Below are 17,618 nucleotides of genomic sequence, written 5' to 3' on the forward strand. Positions count from 1 at the left end.
TTAAAAATTGCTTAAAAAGTTAGCATATGCTAAATTAATGACTTTATAAGGAGCAAATCAATGGCTAAGCATATCTCTAGTCTGAAAAAATTTATTAGTTCTATGGGCAGTGAGAAAGAAAGAGCAGATTTCGCCAAAAAATGTGGCTCGACCTTAGGTCATTTGCGTCAGATATATTATGGCAACCGCACTTGCGATGCTGGCTTGGCGATTGAGATTGAAAAGAACGCCAATCAAGCCGTCAAGTGTGAAGACCTAAGAAAAGATATTGATTTCTCATATCTACGGAGCTTACCAGTCGAAACAACCGAAGATTCTTAATTGCCTGTAGTAAATACTACAACCAACCACTCATCAACAAAACGTTTTTATAAATAGGTAGGACACGATGGACGTAATCGACGCAGCACACAAGACAGTACACAACCCTAAGCATGGCGGCTCAACAGCTATTGCCGCGCGCATGGGTATGTCGAGCACTGTATTAAACAATAAGGTTAATCCAAATACTGACACGCATCATCTACGTTTAGATGAAGCGCTCACTATCATGGAATACACCAACGACACGAGCATCATTCAAGCGATGGCCCAGCGTCTTGGTGGTGTGTTTTGTAAGGTTGATGGTGAAGCGACGCAGGCAAGTATCATCATGACCGCATTATCTACGTCAGCCTGCCAGGGCGACATCATGAGTGAGATGCAACAAGCGCTAGAAGATGGCCGTATCGATTGCAAAGAACATGACGCGCTACAGACAAAGATTCAAGATGCCATGGTCGCGCTGCGCACACTCAGCGTTCAAATCGCTAATCATTGTGAGGGTAATAATCATGTGTAATACGACTATCAATAAATGTAAGACCTGCCATCTAAGAGAAGCAACGGAAGTGACTGGCGATGATGCAGACATCAAACGTGAGTTTGACCGTATTGATAAGGCGCGTCCACTTGCCAGCATCATCAATACCAATATCAGATTGATAAAAGCTTATGAGAAGTTCAAGAAAATAGCCGAAGATCTCGATGTCAGTATCGAAGATATTATCAACGCGCAAACAAAAACCCCATCAGCGGGAACTGATGGGGTTTAGGCGTTTCTGTAAAGCAAAACACTTGATAAAGGAATACTACTATGAATATTCAGACTTTGCAAACAAATAATAAAAAACGTATGTCTAGCCGTGAAATGGCAGACCTATGCAACAAGCCTCATGACAATGTATTAAAGCTAATACGCTCTTTGGTCGAAAAGGGTATCGTAAAAAATACGACACCCCATCAGTACACGCATGAGCAAAACGGCCAGCAATACACTCACTTTTTATCAGACCAGCGAGACAGCCTTGTAATTGTCGCTCGCTTATCACCTGAGTTTACCGCTGCAGTTATTGACCGCTGGCAAGAGCTAGAAGCACAAGCCAGCGCACCAGTCATCCCTGCCACCTTATCTGAAGCATTACGCCTTGCCGCTGATCAGGCTGAGCTTATCGAGAATCAGCAGTCACGCTTAGCACTTACTGAGCCTAAAGCTGCAGCATTGGATGTTATCGACTGCGCCATGGGTAGCTTAAACGTTCGAGACACTGCTAAAGCGCTTGGTATTCCACAAAACAAGTTTGTTAATTGGTGCCTGGGCCATGATTGGATGTACCGCGACAAGCGCAACAAGCTAAAGATGAGCAGCATTCGCATGAAGCAAGGCTTTATGGAAGAGCGTGCAGTGACGTATCAAGGCAACAGCAACGAGCGAGTCGCAACCACTCAGCCGCTATTCACGCCAAAAGGCCTTACGCATCTTGCTAAGACTTTTGCCATCGTTCATGAGGTGGCCTAATGCATTTCTATAACTTCAATATTGCTGACTTTAATAACTCAACACGTCATCTGTCATTGCCTGAGCGCGCTATCTATCGTGACTTGATAGATATGTACTATCACAACGAACAAGCCATCGATTCGTCAGATATGAATAAGCTGGCACGTCGTCTGCTATGTACTACGCCTGAATATCTTGAAATGCTCGAATACATCCTTGATGAATATTTTGTCAAACGTGGCAAGCGTCATCATCATCACCGTATCGATAAAGAGCTTAAGAATTACAAATTCAAAAACGGTAACGCTGATAGTAACGGCAAGCGTAACGCTGTAACGAATGATGTAACGCAAGGTGTAACGCCAAGTAACGATGGGTGTAACGTTACGTGTAACGATGATGATGCGCCTATGACAGCTGCAGAACGTACTCGCAAGTCTCGTCAAGACAAGCGCAATATGATTAACGACCTTACTGATATAGGCGTGTCTGTCGATAAGGGTATTGGTACTGCTGCTTTAAGGGAATTACATGCTAAGCATATCGATGCTATCAAACAGTGTCACGCTAGTAACGTTGCAAACGATGTAACGCAAACTGTAACTCCAAGTAACGATGACTGTAACGCTGGTAACGCTAAAAACGCTGCTATAACTAGTAACCATGAACCAGAAACCAATAACCATAAACCATTAGAGAGAGAGGCGCACACACACGCGGGCGAGGCGGTTGTGGATAATTTTAATCATGGCTCTGTGGATAACTCTACTGACAACAATCAATCATCAGCCAACCAGCCAGCACCAGTTGCACCAGCACAGCCAACTCAGTCAACAGCTAATCAGCAACCGACCAAGGCTGAATTAATCCGCAGTCAACACGCAGACAGCATCGAAAACTGGGAAGCGCCAACCATTGACGAAATGCGCGGTGAGTTATTCAAAGCGGGTAAGATGATACAGCTGACCGATGATCAGTATCAGTTTGAGGTCTCAGCATTCAAAGGTCATTACGCTGAGCAAGCGCTCAAAGGCAATCCACTGATCACAGAGTCTTATCGCAAAGTTAAGCTCGTAAAGTGGCTGATACGCGAAGCAAACAATCAAAAAGCCGATCAAGCGCGTCAGGAAAAAGCCAAGGGCCGTTTTAATATCGACAATGAAGATTGGAGCAACAGCGCTGGCAAGCCGTCTAACGGTTATGACAGCGACTTACCTGATGTGTTTCATCCAAGCCATAGCCAGCCAGTACAGGCCAAGATAGACCCGAGCAAGTGCTGCATATTTAACGGTCTACGCAAAGAGCCGCTGCCAAACATGGATGTCGCTGCAACATACGAGCATATCAAGCAACAGAAGCTGCCAGGCGAGTCAGCAGATGAAACCTATGACAGAGTATTAAACCAGTTGCAGGAGGCGGTATGAGCATCAAACCCTTAATGCGGTACCACGGCGCGAAATGGCGCTTAGCCCCTTGGATTATCAGCCACTTCCCACAGCATCATTGTTATGTCGAGCCATTCGGTGGCTCAGCAGCCGTACTGATAAGTAAAGAGCCATCAAGTCGTGAAGTTTATAACGACAAGAATTTTGAGATCGTCAATCTATTTAATGTCATTCGTGACGACCAAATGCGCACCGAGCTTTTGCGACTACTTGTTATGACACCTTATAGCCGTACTGAGTTTGAATTTGCAAAAGAAGTTGGCCAAAACGATACGCCAGTGATGACCGCGCTTAAATTGCTGGTACGCGCTCAAATGGGTTTTGGTTCAGCTGGCGCGACTCGCGGTAAGACGGGGTTTAGGTTAGATACAGCGCGTGGTGGCACATCTCTACAGTCGCTTTGGTCAGAATTGCCCACAAACGTATTAGAAGTCACTGAGCCGACGCTTACAACGTGATTAAGCAACATGACCGCAGCAACACGCTGTTTTATCTTGATCCTCCTTATACGCTAGACACGCGCACGAACAAAGACAGTTACGGCAAGTTTGAAATGCGCGAGTTTGAACATACTCGTTTACTCGAGCTGACTCTAAAATCAAAGGGTATGTTTGTAATCAGTGGTTACGACAACGAGTTATACAACGACACACTGGCTGGCTGGACTAAGTCGTCAAGACAGACAGCTATCAGTAGTCACAACGGTAGTGGCAAGCGCACCGAAGTGCTTTGGATATCGCCTAATTGTGAGCAGCAGCAACCTGATATTTTTGGAGATATAGCATGAAAACATCTACAACAACAAGCAGATACAAAAACAGGAATGGATTAAGACCAATACTGTTGTCATCACATACACAGACGGCACTAAAGAAACCATGAGCCGCCAGACGTTTAATCAAATTATTAAGGGGTAAGAGATGATCAGAAATAAATTAATAGTGTTGGCTGTACTGTCTTCTTTAGTTTTAACTGGCTGTGAAGGTGACGCTAAGATTGCATCAAAAAACGTTAGTAAAGATGCTGATAATTTTGAAGTGTTACGCCGTGTTGTGTTCTATAACGCCATACGTGGCGAATATATTTTAGAAATGACCGGTTATTGTTCAATTTATGCTGACAGTGCAGATAGACAGCTTGAGGCAATATGTAAGACTGGCAAAGATAAATATCAAAAACATTTTTTGGGTTATAGCGACAATGTGACATACACAGTTGAGCAGCTCGACCACACGACAGCATCAAAGTATCACTATAAGATAATCTTTAAACCTGAAAGTATTCTGCCATTTCAAAATGTCGAGGTTCGCTAATGATCTTAATCGGTATCGATACAGGCGTCAAAACAGGTTTTGCTCATAGCATCGACGGTGTACTGCAAGAAGTGTCTACTCAAAGCATTCTAAGCGCCCAAGATAAGGTTTTAGCGATTAGAGATGAGGCGGCGCAGTCAGACGTTGATTTGGTCGTCTGCATCGAGGATGTCCGCAAGCGCACATGGGTGGATGACAGTATAGGCCGTGAGCGTATTAAAGGCGTTGGGTCTGTCACACGCGATTGCAGCATCTGGCAAGAGTTTTGTGAGCGTAACGGTCTTCGCCATATTTTAGTTGCACCCGCTAATATTGACACCAAGCGCAATGCTAAAGACTTCAAGATGATCACTGGCTGGGCAGGTCGCACATCTGGGCATGGCCGTGACGCTGGCATGATGATTTATAAATACCACAGACTAATTAATAAAGGCGTGGTCGACGTACCAGCGCCAAAGCCGATTAAAACTAAAAAGGGGAAGTAGCTATGGACTGGAAATATTGGCCAGAGTGTTTTCATGCGCTGCTAGCGATGATTTATAACGTGGTATTGGTGTTGGCTGTGTCATTCACTGTGCTTGAGCTATATAAGCTATCAGGCTCGCTTTTATCGTTACTTGGGTTCGTAGCGCTGTTGATGGTTATGAAGCCAGGGTTTAAACGGGATTAATTGATAAGGGGTTTTTATGAAAAGCGTTGATGTAGTGGGTAGCACGTGGATTGATATCGATGGTATGGAGGTGAAGGTCAAAAACGTTAATGCTTATATCGTTTACTTTGAGTGGCTCAATAATCCGTTGTTTGATTCAGACATTGCCAATGACCGTATGAGCATCACTGGGTTTGAGGCGCGTTTTAAGCGAAAGCCAGCAACCGCCAAGACCTTTAATCCACTACCATCAGCCACGCTACCACCCAAAGCCGTGCAGATACTCACCGAAGCAGTTGAAGTTATGGCAGAGCGTGGCAAGTCCTACGATAAGTCAGGCGGTCAGGCTGAGCGGTCAATGCCAAAGATTGTTGCGATGTTTAACGCGCTAACAGGGCATGAATTGACACCAGAGCAGGGCTGGAAGTTTATGGCATGCCTTAAGCTCGCCCGCTCAGAACAAGGCGAACATCGTGAAGATAACTACTTAGATGGCGCTGCTTACTTTGCGCTGGCAGGTGAAGAAGCTGGGGAGAATGTCAAGTGAGTACGGAAATTGAGAAAGATAGCGAATGGGTCGATAAGGCAGGCGAGGTGATGAAAGTGCTGCATGTCGATTATGACAAAGGCGAACTTAAGTTTAAATGGCTTAATAATCCAAACCGCAAAAAAGAGAGAGTTATATCTATAGATAAGTTCCTCCGTTACGCTGTGCCAGTTGTCCGAGCGCAAGAAGTATCAAATAAGCCTGAGCCAGCAAAGAAAAAGTCTAAGCATGGACAGTATGCCTACGCACTGATTGACGAGCTGCATAACAGCTTTGGCCAATCACCAAATCTGCAGCTATCAAACCAAGACTGGCTTGAGCAAGGCATGCATGCTAAGACCGTTAAGTTTAACATCGGCGCTGGCGGTCTGCCTCCTGAAGTAAATTGGGAGGACCACTGCGCTGCTATTGCAATGATTGATGACGCGCCAGCCAAGGCGCTGGCAAGTATATTGCTTTGGGGTAGTGATACTAACTGGGATTGGTCACGTCATTTCGATGAAGTCGTGCAGTATCTGGCAGCCAATATGATTGAGCGCTGTAATAAAGATAAGCGCGCTGCACCGCAGGCATGTACTCACAGTCTGCCTGAGCTGGCACGACTGATGGCGCGCATGGTACTGCATTTTGAGTTGTATGAGTTGTGGGATGTATATACAGTCAAAGGTCGGTTGAAGTTCTCAGGCATACATATTAATGATCGGACATACAGCAATCATTTTTTATGTTATCAACGGCTAATGCTTGATGATATACAAAAATTGGTTTCCGCTGCCGATAGTTCGATTAGTAATTATCGAGATGCATTAAAGATATGGTAATTTACAATAGTATATTGTATAGTTACCACTATAATGTATTGACAGGGCTGTCAATAGTTGAAACTTCTTAAATAACAACCATATAAGAAAAGAGAAGGGTACGTTTTAATGTACAGTTTAAAAAATCTTGATGCTAAATCTATCAAATCTATTGAGGCTGATTGGATTGAACAAATCAACATAAACGATGATAGCAATCTTGAATTAACAGTTTCTAACTTTGATCATATCATTAGCAGTAATTCTTTTGGAGATCTACTCCAAAGGTCAAATCTAGCAACATATATTGCGGTAATTGACTCAGAGGCTGATAAAGTAATCGCTATTACCGAAGTTATCTTTGCCCGGCAGGGAGCAAAAACCATATGTAAGATTATGGAGGTATTTCATGCGCCTTCCATTAGTGCTTTGGAGGATGAAGAATATCAAGCTGAAAGTGCTAAAATATTAATTTCTATTTTGGGTTACATGTTAGAAATTAACAAATCGACTAATCACGGCATAACAAAAATCTTTGCACGAGATGATGCCGCTCAATACACTATTAAGAAGTTCCACGATCACGCAGATAAGCAATCTTTTAGAGACTTATTAGGTTTCGAAGTAAGGCTACAAGGTCACCAATGGCTTGAGTTTAAAAAGATTTCTTAATGCGTTTAAACTACTAACGGGGTAAAACAATGAAAAGTATTAATGAGATAAGTGTTAGTTCAAGGACATTTGAAGCTTTGAATAATGCGCTACATCAACCTTATATTAACGCTTTAAACGCTGCATCAGCTAAAGGCTATGATATGCGACAGGTTTTGACAACTGATATCTCTAAAGTAAGCCTTTCTGTTAGTGCCGCCGCCTAATTGACTTTCTAAAATATATAGCTAAAACAAACCCCGCCTCTAAGGTGGGGTTTTTGCGTATGATTTTGTAGTTTGGCAGGCGTTATTAACCACTTGACCCACGCCGCACTGTGAGGTATGATTTTGTCATACTGGCTTAAGTAGTAGGTAAGGCCAGTTAAACCAAAAGACGATAGCTTAATTGCTCTCGTCTTTTTTTATGCCTGCGATTTGGCGAGGTTGTTATGTGATTGAGCACAGGCTTTGATATGCGCCTAAACGCAAACCACCGAGATACTACCTAACCGATTTAGCCACGGACAGCACATGCCATAGAGACACCCACTAGCAGGTGGCAACTGCGAATTGAATGAGAGCTGCCGTTATTTAACAATCATTGCATGTGATGATTGCTAAATAACAGTGGCGATGCTGCGTGCCTGTAGCTCAGCGGTTAGAGCAGAAGACTCATAATCTTTTGGTCGTAGGTTCGAATCCTGCCGGGCGCACTATCACTTACCCACGTTAGAAATAGCGTGGGCTTTTTTATGCCTAACGTTTGGTAAGGTGTGATACCCATGAGATATGAATGCACAAGCGAGACGTTGTATATCAAGTATCGCACAGGTGAAACGCTAGAGTATAGACAATCAAACCTAAGACTGCTTATAGATAGAGCTAACAACGGCAACAGCGAAGCCAAGAAGTATATGGCTTTGATTGAGCCTGATAATAAGAAATGGAATCCGAAGTTATGCCGTCCACACCATGCCGCCAATACCGCTGTCCAAACCTAGTTAAACGTAAAGACAAAGGATACTGTGATGAACATGCAGACCAGCGCAGCAACTGGACCAAGCGCCCAGACCGCAGCGGTAGCACAACCAAGCGCGGTTACGGACACGCTTGGCGTAAGCTTCGCACGCAAGTACTTAATCGTGATGGTCATCTGTGCATGGCTTGCAAGCGCGCAGGCAGATACGTGCCAGCCACCGACGTTGATCACATAATCAATAAGGCGAGCGGCGGTACCGACGAGCTCAGCAATCTACAATCGCTTTGTCGTAAGTGCCATAGATCAAAGACAGCTAACGAGTAAAGGGGGAGGGCGGGAAAATTGTTCAGCCGGAAGCCCCGAATGACCGCCTGCCTCCACACATTTTTACGACCGCGAAATTAAAAACTTAGGTCAAGGCAAAAACTACAGATTTGGAGATTGAAATGGCCGGCGTTGCAACGGTACCTGGGCGCGGCCGAAAGCCAAAACCCACGAAGCAGAAACAGCTGGCGGGTAACCCCGGTAAGCGTGCACTAAACAATAACGAGCCTGAATTTACCAAACTGACCAAGGTTGACCCGCCCGAATGGATGCCAGAGATTGCAATCGGTATGTGGGAAACCATCGTTCCAGATTTATTGGCCAATGATGTTTTGACGGTACCAGATTTGCATAATGTCGAATCGTTCTGCATGGCGTATTGCCGTTGGCGTGAAGCTGAGCAAGATATTAATGAGAATGGTATTACCATCCATACTGAGAAGACCGTGATTAAGAACCCAGCGGTAACGGTGGTCAATGAAGCTAAGCGGCAGATGGTGCAGTTTGGAAGTTTGCTTGGGCTTGATCCATCGAGCAGACAGCGTTTAATAGGTCCAAAGCCAAACGAAAACCAAGGCAATCCATTTGCAGATTTGTGATAATATTAATCATACAACAAACTTGATAGGTTTTAGTTATGGCTGATATAGATATTGACCGAAGTGAAAATATAAAAGAAGTGTTATCAAACAGCCTTCCTGGAATGGAGGTTGTGGTTGCCAAGGATGTATATTCTGGTTGTTATAGGGTGAAGGTTATAGACAGGTTTTTTGCCAAAAACGCATGGCGTACAGCCTGTGTAGAAGTAGGGGTATCCTCTGATCCAACAGCCGGCGGTAATGATTTAAATCATCTTAATTTTACAAATAAACAAGCGTTGGATTATATCAATCAAGAACTAAGAAGAGTTGCTCAAAGTATTTAAAAATAAAAAGCAAGACATCACAGCCACCTTCATGGTGGTTTTTTTACGCCTAATAAAAGACAAGAAACTATGAAATGGCCCGTACTAAATACACCAATGTTGCGAAAGCTGAAAAGTACGCTCGTGACGTTGTTGCGGGCAAAATTATCGCGTGTAAGTGGGTAAAACTTGCATGTCAGCGCCATCTTGACGACAAAAAAGCCAGTCGTTCAAAGGATTTTCCATACAAATTTGACCCCGCTAAAGCTGAAAAAATAGCCAAATTCATCCAGTTATTGCCGCATACCAAGGGCAAGTGGGCGCAAAAACGCCTAAAAATTACGCTTGAGCCATGGCAGTTGTTTAGCATTTGCATTCCGTTTGGCTGGATTAATAAAAAGAATAAGCTGCGCCGCTATTCGCGCATGATTATCTTTGTACCGCGTAAGAACGGCAAATCTATTATCGCTGCAGGAATCGGCTTGTACATGTTTGTCGCTGATGATGAGTTCGGCGCTGAAGTTTACAGCGGGGCCACCACAGAGAAGCAAGCGTGGGAGGTATTTCGCCCCGCTAAGCAAATGGTTGATCGCACACCAGAACTCAAAGAGTTTTACGGTGTGGAATCCAATGCGTCCAACATGAACGTGTCGCGTGATGGCAGTCGATTTGAGCCCATCATTGGTACCCCAGGTGACGGCTCAAGTCCGTCATGCGCCTTGGTCGATGAATACCATGAGCATAAAGACAGCACGCTATACGACACAATGGAAACGGGTATGGGTTCGCGTGAGCAGCCGATGATGGTTGTTATTACCACTGCCGGTAGCGGTATCGGTGGGCCCTGCTACATGCTCGTACGTGATGCGCAAAAGATGCTCGAAGGTGTCATGGATATGCCTGACATGTGGGCGATGATTTATACCAAAGACGAAGAAGATGACTGGACAAGCGAGCTGGCGCTACGTAAGGCCAACCCAAACTATGATATATCGGTCGGCGGTGAGTTTTTGGCCGCTCGTTGCCGTGATGCGGTGCAGTCAGCTCGCAAGCAAAACACGTTTAGAACCAAGCACGTCAATGAGTTTGTCGGTGCCAAGTCTGCTTGGATGAATATGTCTAAGTGGGGCCTTGCGCCAGAGCGGCTGTCTCTTGATGAGCTACAAGGCAGGCCATGCTATATCGGGCTTGATTTGGCAACCAAAATCGATATTGTCGCCAAGGTGATGGTGTTCCCGCCGTATGGCGATGACCCTAATTATCACATACACGCAAAATACTATATCCCTGAGGCGCGCCTTTATGAAGAAGGTGAGGTTAATAGTGAGCGGTACCAAGAGTGGGACAAGCTTGGATTGCTGACGGTGACCGATGGCGAGGTGATTAATTTCGCCACTATCGAAGAGGATATCGCTGACGATATGGCCACTCACGACGTTCGTGAGGTTGCTTATGATCCATGGCAGGCGGCGCAGCTGGCGCAAAACTTGTCAGATGATGGCGTGACCATGGTTGAGATACGCCATACCGTGCAAAATATATCTGAACCCATGAAAGAGATGGAAGCACTGGTGCTATCGCAGCGATGGGCGCACGGTGATTGTCCAATTATGACGTGGATGATATCGAACGTCGTGGCTACTCTTGACAAGAAAGACAATATCTATCCCAACAAAGAGCGCTCAGAAAACAAGATTGATGGCCCAGTGGCTGCAATCATGGCGCTGGCGCGTGCGGTCGTGCATAACCAAGACGATGGCAGCTTAGACGACTTTTTACAGGACCCTATAATTGCATGAGTACATTAAATGACGTCGGCTGGTGGTCACGCTTTCGCGGCGCATGGCGCTCAGGCACTAACCGGTTAGATAAAGACAGCGAATCACTACCTTGGAACGGCAATAGCACCGAGTCGGGCAACCGTGTCAGCGCAGATACATCATTGCGACTGGCGACGGTATGGGCATGTGTACGCTTGCGTAGTGAGACTATTGCCTCCTTGCCGCTGCATCTGCGTGACAGTGATAAAAACATAGCGGTCAATCATCCGCTTTATCGTATTTTGCACGACCAGCCAAATGCTGATATGACGGCCAGCGAGTTTTGGGAAGCGATGATTGCCAGTCTTGACCTCTGGGGCAATGCTTATGCGCTCATCCATCGCAACATCAAAGGCGATGTAATCTCTCTCGATATCTTGGACCCTGAGTGCATGACGGTGCGCCGCAGCAAAACGGGTACGATTGATTATATCTATGACAAGAAGTCTGACGATGGCAAATACCACGAAGACGATATCTTGCATATCAAGGGTTTTACGCTTGATGGTTTGGTGGGGTTGTCGCCCATACGGTACCAGTCGGATGTGATTGGCGCACAGGTTGATGCCAATAATGCAGCCGGCGCTGAGTTTAAAAACAATCTCAAAGCGGGTGGGTTTTTAAAGACTGGCGAAAAAATACTAAACAAAGAGCAGCGCGACCGGCTAAAAGAAAACCTAGGGGTGTTTAGTCGCCCTGAAAACGCTGGCAAGTGGATGGTGCTGGAGGCGGGCATGGAGCCTGCTAGTGCCGCCCACATCCGTATCAATCCCGCCGACGCTCAGCTGCTTGAGTCTCGCAATTTTGGTGTTGAAGAGATTTGCCGCACATTTAAGACACCGCCGCAGCTTATCTATCACTTAGACAAAGCATCGAGCTGGGCATCTAGTCTTGAGCAGATGAATCAGGGTTATTTGACTTACTCGCTACAGCCGACACTGGTGCGCATCGAGCAGACCATCGCTCGCAAGCTATTGTCACCAGCTGACCGCGCTAAATACCGTCCTAAGTTTTCGGTCGAGGGTTTGCTGCGAGCAGACAGCCAAGGCCGTGCTAGTTTTTACAGCACATTGGTGCAAAACGGCATCATGACGCGTAACGATGTGCGTGCGCTTGAGGATCTACCAGCGCATGCCGGTGCCGATCAGCTAACTGTACAACTTAACTTAACACCTATCGAGCTATTGGGGCGCAATGATGAGCAAACTAAAGACTAAAGCCATTGATTTCAACGTAAAAGCCATCGATGACGATGGCTTTTTTAGTGGCTACTGCAGCGTATTTGATGTTGAAGACAGTTATGGCGATGTCGTCAAGGCAGGCGCGTACACAGAAACTATCAAAGCATGGGCTGACAAAGGCAAGATGCCGCCGATTCTGTGGCAGCACAGCCGTAGCGATGTCATCGGTGTATGGACCAAGCTTGTCGAAGATGAAAAAGGCTTGTACGGCGAAGGTCGATTACTGGTCAAAGATGTGGCCAAGGCGCGTGAAGCACATGCGCTGATGAAGGCGGGCGCGATTGATGGCCTATCTATCGGCTACCGTGTGCAGAAATGGTCATATAACGAAGACGATGATGTGCTTGAGCTGCTAGCGATTGATTTAAAAGAAGTCAGTGTCGTGACGTTCCCCGCTAACGATGAAAGCCTTGTCGATAACATTAAATCTAAATTAGAAAAGGGCGATTTGCCCACATTACCAGAATTTGAGAAGTTCCTGCGTGACGCTGGTGGCTTTTCGAAATCGCAAGCGACTGCTATAGCTGGGCACGGTTTGCGATCACTGACTCAGGGCGAGCCTGAAGATACCAAAGCAGCTGACACCGATATGAGCGATGCGCTCGATATCTTAAAAAGTATCAATGTATAAGGATTGGTTATGAAACCAGAAGATCAAGTTAAAGAGCTCGCCGCTGAGTTTAAAAAAGCGACTGACAAAGTAAACGGCCTTGGCACAGAGCTGACAGGTCGCATGGAAAAGGGTGAAAAAGGCCTCAACGATCTAAAAGATCAGGTCGATGAAGCTTTAACAGCCATGAATGAAACCAAGACGCGTCTTGACGACATGGAGCAAAAACAAGCACGCCGCGGCAATGATGAGCCGGAGCAACAAAAGTCACTGGGCCGTCAGTTATATGACAGTGATCAGTTTAAGTCATTTGTTGAAAACCCTCGTGCTGGCGGGCGCGCCACTTTGCAAGTTAAGGCCGACCTGACCAGTGCCACGACAGAGGCGCCCGGCTCTGCTGGTGCATTGACTACCGCTCAACGCCAGCCCGGTATTATCGCGCCACCTAATCAGGTATTGCGTATTCGTGATCTGATTGCCCCAGGCAGAACTGATAGCAACTCTATCGAGTATGTACGCGAAACTGGCTTTACCAACAATGCTGCCGCGCAATCGGCTGAAGGTGCGCTAAAGGCGCAGTCCGACTTGCAATTTGATGACGAAACGGTACCAGTCCGTACGCTGGCGCACTTTATCAAAGCATCTCGCCAAATCTTAGATGATGCGTCACAGCTTGAGTCTTACATCGGCCAGCGTCTATTGTATGGTTTGAAGCTAGTCGAAGACCGCCAGTTGCTAAACGGTGATGGCTTAACAGGTAATCTAAAAGGCATTATCCCGCAAGCGACCGCGTTTGCCGACCCTGCGACACTTGCTACTTACACAATCATGGATCAGCTGCGCTTGGCAATGCTGCAAGCGGTACTCGCTGAATACCCTGCCAGTGGTCACGTATTAAACCCAATCGACTGGACCAAGATTGAGCTGACTAAAGACAACGATGGTCGCTATATCATTGGTCAGCCGCAAGGCACAGCCAGCCCAACTTTATGGGGTCTGCCTGTCGTCACCACACAAGCAATGGGTGCGGGTAAATTCTTGACTGGCGCATTTGACATGGCGGCTCAAGTGTTTGATCGTCAGCAGTCGTCAGTGGCGGTGGCAACTCAGAACGAAGATGACTTTGTGAAAAACAAAGTAACCATTCTTTGTGAAGAGCGATTAGCGCTGGCTGTCTATCGTCCAGAAGCGTTCATTACTGGAACGTTATTGGCCAAAACCACGCCATAATCTTAATCGAAATCACTTAACAAGGCCCTGCCATATATTGGTGGGGCTTTTTATTAAGCCAAAGCCAGTTTATGAAGTTGATTTTGTCTTACTAAAAGGAGTACGTCATGGAATATAAGGTCACTAAGCAACATTGGGGCGACAAGCAATACTTCGAAGGCTCAACGCGCGAAGTAAAAAATGATTCAGATGCTAAAGAGCTTATGCGAATGGGTCTGATTGAAGACCCAAAAGAAGCTGAAGCTGCAAAAAAGGCGGATGCTGATGCTGAAAAAGAAACTAAGGCTGCGCCAAAACCCAAAAACAAGGCTGAAAAAGAGCCTGCTAACAAGGCTGAGTAATAAACCATGAAAATCAAAACATTAAAACGAATGATGATTGATCGCACGATTGCACAAAAGAACGAAGTGCTAACCGTAACCGTCAAAGCAGGCAAAGAGCTGATTGATAAAGGTCATGCTGTCGAAGTCGAATCACCTAAATCGACTCCATCAAAAACAGAAACAACCAAAAAGGCCGATAGCAAGGCTAAAGACGACAAGGCAGATTAACGATGGTGACTCTTGAGCAGGTAAAGTTCCAATGCCGCATCGACCACGATGATGAAGATGCTTTATTGCTTGGATATGTGGCAGCCGCTCGAGATCATATTCAGATGTATCTTGATCGTACTATTTATGAGTTGGCGATACCAAGCGAAGATCCAGATGGCGTGCTAGATAATGCGTCTATTGATCAAGCTACATTGATGATAGTGGCGCATTGGTACGCTCATCGTGAGTCAGTTAGCGATTCGTCAATGGTTGAGGTGCCTATGGGGGCCTATCATGTACTGCAACCGTACCGCCGCATGGGGGTTTAATATGAACTGTAAAGGATGTGAGGCGCGCCGTGAGTGGATTAAAGACAGAACCAGCGAAGCCAAGCGAAGAGCCAAGCTGCTCTTGCAAAGACTTAATAGCACTGATGACAAAGGTAGTCGAACAAAACACGATACTGATTCAGCAAGCCAGTGAGCGCGAAGCGTTGATCATGCAGCTTATTGAACAGAATGACGAGATACTCTCTGAGCTCATCGAGCAAGAAGACGATGCAGGCTCGACATTTTTAGATATGGATTAATTATGGCAGTCAAGGCAGGCGAGTTACGTCATAGAGTCACTATTCAGCAGTACGATAAGGGCGAGCGTAATGATGACGGCTTTTACTTACAGCCCGGCGGCTGGACCACTCTAAAAACCGTATGGGCCAAGATAACGCCGCTCTCTACTAAAGACTTACTGACCGCTCAAGCAGCACAATCAGAAATCACCGCTCGCATGAAGGTGCGCTATCGCACTGGCAAGGGTATTGATACGACTATGCGCGTAATATGGCAGGGCCGTACTTATGCCATTGATAGTCAAGGCATGGAAGATAGCGATACTGGGCTTGAGTATATGACTTTTGCTTTGAGTAAAGGTGTCGAAAAATTTAAGGACTGATCATGGCAAATGATATAACCGGCCTTGATGAAGTCCAAGCTAAACTACGACAGCTCGGTAATAAGCGCAAGGCCAAAAATGCAGCGACTCGTGCGTCTCGCAAAGCTATGAATATCGTCAAAAAAGCGGCGCGTGAGAATGCCAAACGTATCGATGATAAAGATAGTCCTGAGAAGATATGGAAAAATATCGTTACTAAGCCTGCTCGAACGAAAGGCGCTGGTCTTGTTGTAATGCGAGTGGGTGTAAAGGGTGGCGCCAAGAAACGCGCTCAATCAGGAAAGCCAAACTCTGGTGGTGATACTTGGTACTTTCGCCTAGTTGAGTATGGCAGCTCAACCAATAGCGCCAGTCCTTTTATGAGGCCTGCGCTTAATAATAATATGAATGCCGTACAAGCGGAATTCACCCGCGCTTATAGCGCTGAGCTTGATAAAGAGATTGCCAAACTATGAGCTTTTTACCTATTAATGCCACGCTTAAAGCTGACGACGCATTGGCGGCGCTGTTCAATGTTAATGAGCGCGTCTTTGAGGATGTGGCCCCGCATGGTACTCCTGCGCCTTATATTGTCTGGCAGACCATTAGCGGACAAGCAAATAATCATTTAGATGCACCAGCTAACTTCGATGATGTGCAATTTCAGATTATGGTTTATGCCACGCATGTCCATCGCGCTTATGAGATACGCGAAGCGGTACGCCAAGCGTTAGAAGATAGGGTATGGGTGCTTAATCCACAAATCAACAACTACGAAACAGACACCAAGCTTTATGCGCGCGGGTTCGATGCTAATTGGATCTTAGCGCGTTAAAGAAATCAAAACCAACCGATTTACAACCACATAGGAATTAGCATCATGGCTAAAGTCGAAAAAGGCGTACTATCACAAGGTACGCAAGTATGGATTAAGCATGGCGATACGCCTGAGCTTACTAAGATGATTTGCATCACAGGTATTACACTCGGCGATGATAGTGTCAATGATATTGACGATACATGCCTAGAAGAAGAGGATACCACTACATCGGTACCAGGACTTACTACGCCCGGTGAAGGCTCTATCTCTATTAACACTGACCCCAAAAATGAGACGCATATGACGCTACTGCAGTTGGCTGATGAACGCGCGACTATCGAGGTCTTTATTGGTTGGTCGGACAGTAAAGAGCCGCCAGTGCTTGAGACTGGTTCTGTAACGCTACCACCGACTCGTACTTGGACTTCGTTCGTAACCCAATTGAAAGACACTAACCCTACGTTTGAACCAAACTCACTGGTTAAGCACTCAGTGCCGATGAAGCGTCAGTCCAAGGCTATCACGGCGTATAAGACAAATCCGTAAGCTTTATAAAAGATACGGATGGATTAGTTGGTTAAACCAAAAGCCCCTTTATTGGGGCTTTACTTATTTATAGGATTACAAAAATGGCAAAGATACTATTGTCAGATGTGAAAGCGGGTAGCTTGGTTGATGAAATACATTCAGAAAAGGTTGAGTTTTATCACAAAGGCGAGCTTTGTGAAGTCGATATTATGTTCAAGACCCTTCCTTTTGCCATAAGCGATGATCTGCACAACCGTATGAACAATAAGGAAGATGTAGCCGCTGAATGGATTAGCAAGGCACTAGTTGATGAAGACGGTAAGTTACAATTCACCAAAAAACAAGTCGAAGATAATTTTATTCAGCCACTGGCGAACGCTGTCTTTAATAAGGTATGGGGGCTTGATAATATAAAAAAGGCGGTAGAGAAGCAGGCGCCGAAGAAGAAAAAGGAATAATCGCCGGCGAGCATG

31 protein-coding genes and 1 tRNA gene are annotated in these 17,618 nt (G+C 45.8%); all 32 read left to right on the top strand.

Annotated elements, in window-relative coordinates; all coding sequences use genetic code 11:
• The first annotated feature begins 60 nt into the window (after window positions 1–60).
• The 32 genes from NK638_RS00170 (at window position 61) to NK638_RS00325 (ending at window position 17,603) form a co-directional block, all read left to right on the top strand.
• Window positions 61–321 (top strand): transcriptional regulator, encoded by a 261-nt coding sequence (locus NK638_RS00170; RefSeq protein WP_274631433.1) that lies wholly within the window; start codon window positions 61–63, stop codon window positions 319–321.
• Window positions 322–388: 67 nt separating this feature from the next.
• A complete protein-coding gene (locus tag NK638_RS00175; protein WP_274631434.1) occupies window positions 389–841 on the top strand; it encodes a phage regulatory CII family protein in 453 nt (150 codons plus the stop codon).
• A complete protein-coding gene (locus NK638_RS00180) occupies window positions 834–1,094 on the top strand; it encodes a hypothetical protein (protein ID WP_274631435.1) in 261 nt (86 codons plus the stop codon). Before NK638_RS00175 ends, NK638_RS00180 begins: the two co-directional genes overlap by 8 nt.
• A 41-nt stretch (window positions 1,095–1,135) precedes the next feature.
• Window positions 1,136–1,837 carry a phage antirepressor KilAC domain-containing protein gene (locus NK638_RS00185; RefSeq protein WP_274631436.1) on the top strand — a complete coding sequence of 234 codons (702 nt, stop codon included), beginning with the start codon at window positions 1,136–1,138 and terminating at the stop codon, window positions 1,835–1,837.
• The gene (locus NK638_RS00190) at window positions 1,837–3,243 is read left to right on the top strand and encodes a YdaU family protein (protein ID WP_274631437.1); all 1,407 of its coding nucleotides are present in this window, start codon (window positions 1,837–1,839) and stop codon (window positions 3,241–3,243) included. The genes NK638_RS00185 and NK638_RS00190 overlap by 1 nt, the downstream gene beginning before the upstream one ends.
• Window positions 3,240–3,722 carry a DNA adenine methylase gene (locus tag NK638_RS00195; protein ID WP_274631438.1) on the top strand — a complete coding sequence of 161 codons (483 nt, stop codon included), beginning with the start codon at window positions 3,240–3,242 and terminating at the stop codon, window positions 3,720–3,722. The genes NK638_RS00190 and NK638_RS00195 overlap by 4 nt, the downstream gene beginning before the upstream one ends.
• Window positions 3,719–4,051, top strand: a complete 333-nt coding sequence (locus tag NK638_RS00200) for a DNA adenine methylase (protein ID WP_274631439.1) — start codon at window positions 3,719–3,721, stop codon at window positions 4,049–4,051. Before NK638_RS00195 ends, NK638_RS00200 begins: the two co-directional genes overlap by 4 nt.
• Before the next feature lie 133 nt (window positions 4,052–4,184).
• Window positions 4,185–4,577 (top strand): beta-sandwich lipoprotein, encoded by a 393-nt coding sequence (locus NK638_RS00205; RefSeq protein WP_274631440.1) that lies wholly within the window; start codon window positions 4,185–4,187, stop codon window positions 4,575–4,577.
• Window positions 4,577–5,062, top strand: coding sequence for a hypothetical protein (locus tag NK638_RS00210; RefSeq protein WP_105243771.1), 486 nt, complete (start codon window positions 4,577–4,579; stop codon window positions 5,060–5,062). The genes NK638_RS00205 and NK638_RS00210 overlap by 1 nt, the downstream gene beginning before the upstream one ends.
• 2 nt (window positions 5,063–5,064) lie before the next feature.
• Window positions 5,065–5,247, top strand: coding sequence for a hypothetical protein (locus NK638_RS00215; RefSeq protein WP_075101688.1), 183 nt, complete (start codon window positions 5,065–5,067; stop codon window positions 5,245–5,247).
• A 16-nt stretch (window positions 5,248–5,263) separates the two neighbouring features.
• Complete coding sequence (locus NK638_RS00220; RefSeq protein ID WP_274631441.1) at window positions 5,264–5,773, top strand: DUF6378 domain-containing protein; 510 nt, start codon at window positions 5,264–5,266, stop codon at window positions 5,771–5,773.
• Window positions 5,770–6,594 carry a hypothetical protein gene (locus tag NK638_RS00225; protein WP_274631442.1) on the top strand — a complete coding sequence of 275 codons (825 nt, stop codon included), beginning with the start codon at window positions 5,770–5,772 and terminating at the stop codon, window positions 6,592–6,594. Before NK638_RS00220 ends, NK638_RS00225 begins: the two co-directional genes overlap by 4 nt.
• Window positions 6,595–6,702: 108 nt before the next feature.
• Entirely contained in the window at window positions 6,703–7,245 is a 543-nt protein-coding gene (locus NK638_RS00230) for a hypothetical protein (protein WP_274631443.1), read from the top strand.
• A gap of 29 nt (window positions 7,246–7,274) precedes the next feature.
• Window positions 7,275–7,451 carry a hypothetical protein gene (locus NK638_RS00235; protein ID WP_274631444.1) on the top strand — a complete coding sequence of 59 codons (177 nt, stop codon included), beginning with the start codon at window positions 7,275–7,277 and terminating at the stop codon, window positions 7,449–7,451.
• 415 nt (window positions 7,452–7,866) lie between these two features.
• Window positions 7,867–7,939, top strand: a tRNA-Ile gene (locus NK638_RS00240).
• Window positions 7,940–8,008: 69 nt separating this feature from the next.
• Complete coding sequence (locus NK638_RS00245) at window positions 8,009–8,227, top strand: hypothetical protein (protein WP_274631445.1); 219 nt, start codon at window positions 8,009–8,011, stop codon at window positions 8,225–8,227.
• A complete protein-coding gene (locus NK638_RS00250) occupies window positions 8,185–8,529 on the top strand; it encodes an HNH endonuclease (protein ID WP_274631446.1) in 345 nt (114 codons plus the stop codon). The genes NK638_RS00245 and NK638_RS00250 overlap by 43 nt, the downstream gene beginning before the upstream one ends.
• A 122-nt stretch (window positions 8,530–8,651) precedes the next feature.
• Window positions 8,652–9,128 (top strand): phage terminase small subunit P27 family, encoded by a 477-nt coding sequence (locus tag NK638_RS00255; protein WP_274631447.1) that lies wholly within the window; start codon window positions 8,652–8,654, stop codon window positions 9,126–9,128.
• A gap of 38 nt (window positions 9,129–9,166) precedes the next feature.
• Complete coding sequence (locus tag NK638_RS00260) at window positions 9,167–9,454, top strand: hypothetical protein (protein WP_274631448.1); 288 nt, start codon at window positions 9,167–9,169, stop codon at window positions 9,452–9,454.
• 74 nt (window positions 9,455–9,528) lie between these two features.
• The gene (locus NK638_RS00265) at window positions 9,529–11,232 is read left to right on the top strand and encodes a terminase large subunit (protein ID WP_274631449.1); all 1,704 of its coding nucleotides are present in this window, start codon (window positions 9,529–9,531) and stop codon (window positions 11,230–11,232) included.
• Window positions 11,229–12,470, top strand: coding sequence for a phage portal protein (locus tag NK638_RS00270; RefSeq protein ID WP_274631450.1), 1,242 nt, complete (start codon window positions 11,229–11,231; stop codon window positions 12,468–12,470). Before NK638_RS00265 ends, NK638_RS00270 begins: the two co-directional genes overlap by 4 nt.
• Window positions 12,451–13,125 (top strand): HK97 family phage prohead protease, encoded by a 675-nt coding sequence (locus NK638_RS00275; protein WP_274631451.1) that lies wholly within the window; start codon window positions 12,451–12,453, stop codon window positions 13,123–13,125. The genes NK638_RS00270 and NK638_RS00275 overlap by 20 nt, the downstream gene beginning before the upstream one ends.
• A gap of 9 nt (window positions 13,126–13,134) precedes the next feature.
• Window positions 13,135–14,334 (top strand): phage major capsid protein, encoded by a 1,200-nt coding sequence (locus tag NK638_RS00280; protein WP_274631452.1) that lies wholly within the window; start codon window positions 13,135–13,137, stop codon window positions 14,332–14,334.
• Window positions 14,335–14,441: 107 nt separating this feature from the next.
• Window positions 14,442–14,675 (top strand): hypothetical protein, encoded by a 234-nt coding sequence (locus NK638_RS00285; protein WP_274631453.1) that lies wholly within the window; start codon window positions 14,442–14,444, stop codon window positions 14,673–14,675.
• Window positions 14,676–14,681: 6 nt separating this feature from the next.
• Window positions 14,682–14,885 (top strand): hypothetical protein, encoded by a 204-nt coding sequence (locus tag NK638_RS00290; protein ID WP_274631454.1) that lies wholly within the window; start codon window positions 14,682–14,684, stop codon window positions 14,883–14,885.
• Window positions 14,886–14,887: 2 nt separating this feature from the next.
• Window positions 14,888–15,196, top strand: coding sequence for a head-tail connector protein (locus tag NK638_RS00295; protein ID WP_274631455.1), 309 nt, complete (start codon window positions 14,888–14,890; stop codon window positions 15,194–15,196).
• 29 nt (window positions 15,197–15,225) lie between these two features.
• On the top strand, window positions 15,226–15,456 hold the full coding sequence (locus NK638_RS00300; RefSeq protein WP_274631456.1) for a hypothetical protein: 231 nt from the start codon (window positions 15,226–15,228) through the stop codon (window positions 15,454–15,456).
• Window positions 15,457–15,458: 2 nt separating this feature from the next.
• Window positions 15,459–15,818, top strand: coding sequence for a phage head closure protein (locus NK638_RS00305; protein WP_274631457.1), 360 nt, complete (start codon window positions 15,459–15,461; stop codon window positions 15,816–15,818).
• A 2-nt stretch (window positions 15,819–15,820) separates the two neighbouring features.
• A complete protein-coding gene (locus NK638_RS00310; RefSeq protein ID WP_274631458.1) occupies window positions 15,821–16,273 on the top strand; it encodes an HK97-gp10 family putative phage morphogenesis protein in 453 nt (150 codons plus the stop codon).
• Entirely contained in the window at window positions 16,270–16,632 is a 363-nt protein-coding gene (locus NK638_RS00315) for a DUF3168 domain-containing protein (protein ID WP_274631459.1), read from the top strand. The genes NK638_RS00310 and NK638_RS00315 overlap by 4 nt, the downstream gene beginning before the upstream one ends.
• 45 nt (window positions 16,633–16,677) lie before the next feature.
• The gene (locus tag NK638_RS00320) at window positions 16,678–17,163 is read left to right on the top strand and encodes a phage tail tube protein (RefSeq protein WP_274631460.1); all 486 of its coding nucleotides are present in this window, start codon (window positions 16,678–16,680) and stop codon (window positions 17,161–17,163) included.
• Window positions 17,164–17,246: 83 nt separating this feature from the next.
• A complete protein-coding gene (locus tag NK638_RS00325) occupies window positions 17,247–17,603 on the top strand; it encodes a phage tail assembly chaperone family protein, TAC (RefSeq protein WP_274631461.1) in 357 nt (118 codons plus the stop codon).
• Window positions 17,604–17,618 lie beyond the last annotated feature (15 nt).

The sequence above is a fragment of the Psychrobacter sp. A3 genome, assembly GCF_028823565.1.
GTDB lineage: Bacteria > Pseudomonadota > Gammaproteobacteria > Pseudomonadales > Moraxellaceae > Psychrobacter > Psychrobacter celer.

Bases quoted from the DNA above. Each gene is read 5' to 3' on its own strand.
- NK638_RS00170 (WP_274631433.1), top strand. From the start codon at position 61: ATGGCTAAGCATATCTCTAGTCTGAAAAAATTTATTAGTTCTATGGGC.
- NK638_RS00175 (WP_274631434.1), top strand. From the start codon at position 389: ATGGACGTAATCGACGCAGCACACAAGACAGTACACAACCCTAAGCAT.
- NK638_RS00180 (WP_274631435.1), top strand. From the start codon at position 834: ATGTGTAATACGACTATCAATAAATGTAAGACCTGCCATCTAAGAGAA.
- NK638_RS00185 (WP_274631436.1), top strand. From the start codon at position 1,136: ATGAATATTCAGACTTTGCAAACAAATAATAAAAAACGTATGTCTAGC.
- NK638_RS00190 (WP_274631437.1), top strand. From the start codon at position 1,837: ATGCATTTCTATAACTTCAATATTGCTGACTTTAATAACTCAACACGT.
- NK638_RS00195 (WP_274631438.1), top strand. From the start codon at position 3,240: ATGAGCATCAAACCCTTAATGCGGTACCACGGCGCGAAATGGCGCTTA.
- NK638_RS00205 (WP_274631440.1), top strand. From the start codon at position 4,185: ATGATCAGAAATAAATTAATAGTGTTGGCTGTACTGTCTTCTTTAGTT.
- NK638_RS00210 (WP_105243771.1), top strand. From the start codon at position 4,577: ATGATCTTAATCGGTATCGATACAGGCGTCAAAACAGGTTTTGCTCAT.
- NK638_RS00215 (WP_075101688.1), top strand. From the start codon at position 5,065: ATGGACTGGAAATATTGGCCAGAGTGTTTTCATGCGCTGCTAGCGATG.
- NK638_RS00220 (WP_274631441.1), top strand. From the start codon at position 5,264: ATGAAAAGCGTTGATGTAGTGGGTAGCACGTGGATTGATATCGATGGT.
- NK638_RS00230 (WP_274631443.1), top strand. From the start codon at position 6,703: ATGTACAGTTTAAAAAATCTTGATGCTAAATCTATCAAATCTATTGAG.
- NK638_RS00235 (WP_274631444.1), top strand. From the start codon at position 7,275: ATGAAAAGTATTAATGAGATAAGTGTTAGTTCAAGGACATTTGAAGCT.
- NK638_RS00245 (WP_274631445.1), top strand. From the start codon at position 8,009: ATGAGATATGAATGCACAAGCGAGACGTTGTATATCAAGTATCGCACA.
- NK638_RS00250 (WP_274631446.1), top strand. From the start codon at position 8,185: ATGCCGTCCACACCATGCCGCCAATACCGCTGTCCAAACCTAGTTAAA.
- NK638_RS00255 (WP_274631447.1), top strand. From the start codon at position 8,652: ATGGCCGGCGTTGCAACGGTACCTGGGCGCGGCCGAAAGCCAAAACCC.
- NK638_RS00260 (WP_274631448.1), top strand. From the start codon at position 9,167: ATGGCTGATATAGATATTGACCGAAGTGAAAATATAAAAGAAGTGTTA.
- NK638_RS00265 (WP_274631449.1), top strand. From the start codon at position 9,529: ATGGCCCGTACTAAATACACCAATGTTGCGAAAGCTGAAAAGTACGCT.
- NK638_RS00270 (WP_274631450.1), top strand. From the start codon at position 11,229: ATGAGTACATTAAATGACGTCGGCTGGTGGTCACGCTTTCGCGGCGCA.
- NK638_RS00275 (WP_274631451.1), top strand. From the start codon at position 12,451: ATGAGCAAACTAAAGACTAAAGCCATTGATTTCAACGTAAAAGCCATC.
- NK638_RS00280 (WP_274631452.1), top strand. From the start codon at position 13,135: ATGAAACCAGAAGATCAAGTTAAAGAGCTCGCCGCTGAGTTTAAAAAA.
- NK638_RS00285 (WP_274631453.1), top strand. From the start codon at position 14,442: ATGGAATATAAGGTCACTAAGCAACATTGGGGCGACAAGCAATACTTC.
- NK638_RS00290 (WP_274631454.1), top strand. From the start codon at position 14,682: ATGAAAATCAAAACATTAAAACGAATGATGATTGATCGCACGATTGCA.
- NK638_RS00295 (WP_274631455.1), top strand. From the start codon at position 14,888: ATGGTGACTCTTGAGCAGGTAAAGTTCCAATGCCGCATCGACCACGAT.
- NK638_RS00305 (WP_274631457.1), top strand. From the start codon at position 15,459: ATGGCAGTCAAGGCAGGCGAGTTACGTCATAGAGTCACTATTCAGCAG.
- NK638_RS00310 (WP_274631458.1), top strand. From the start codon at position 15,821: ATGGCAAATGATATAACCGGCCTTGATGAAGTCCAAGCTAAACTACGA.
- NK638_RS00315 (WP_274631459.1), top strand. From the start codon at position 16,270: ATGAGCTTTTTACCTATTAATGCCACGCTTAAAGCTGACGACGCATTG.
- NK638_RS00320 (WP_274631460.1), top strand. From the start codon at position 16,678: ATGGCTAAAGTCGAAAAAGGCGTACTATCACAAGGTACGCAAGTATGG.
- NK638_RS00325 (WP_274631461.1), top strand. From the start codon at position 17,247: ATGGCAAAGATACTATTGTCAGATGTGAAAGCGGGTAGCTTGGTTGAT.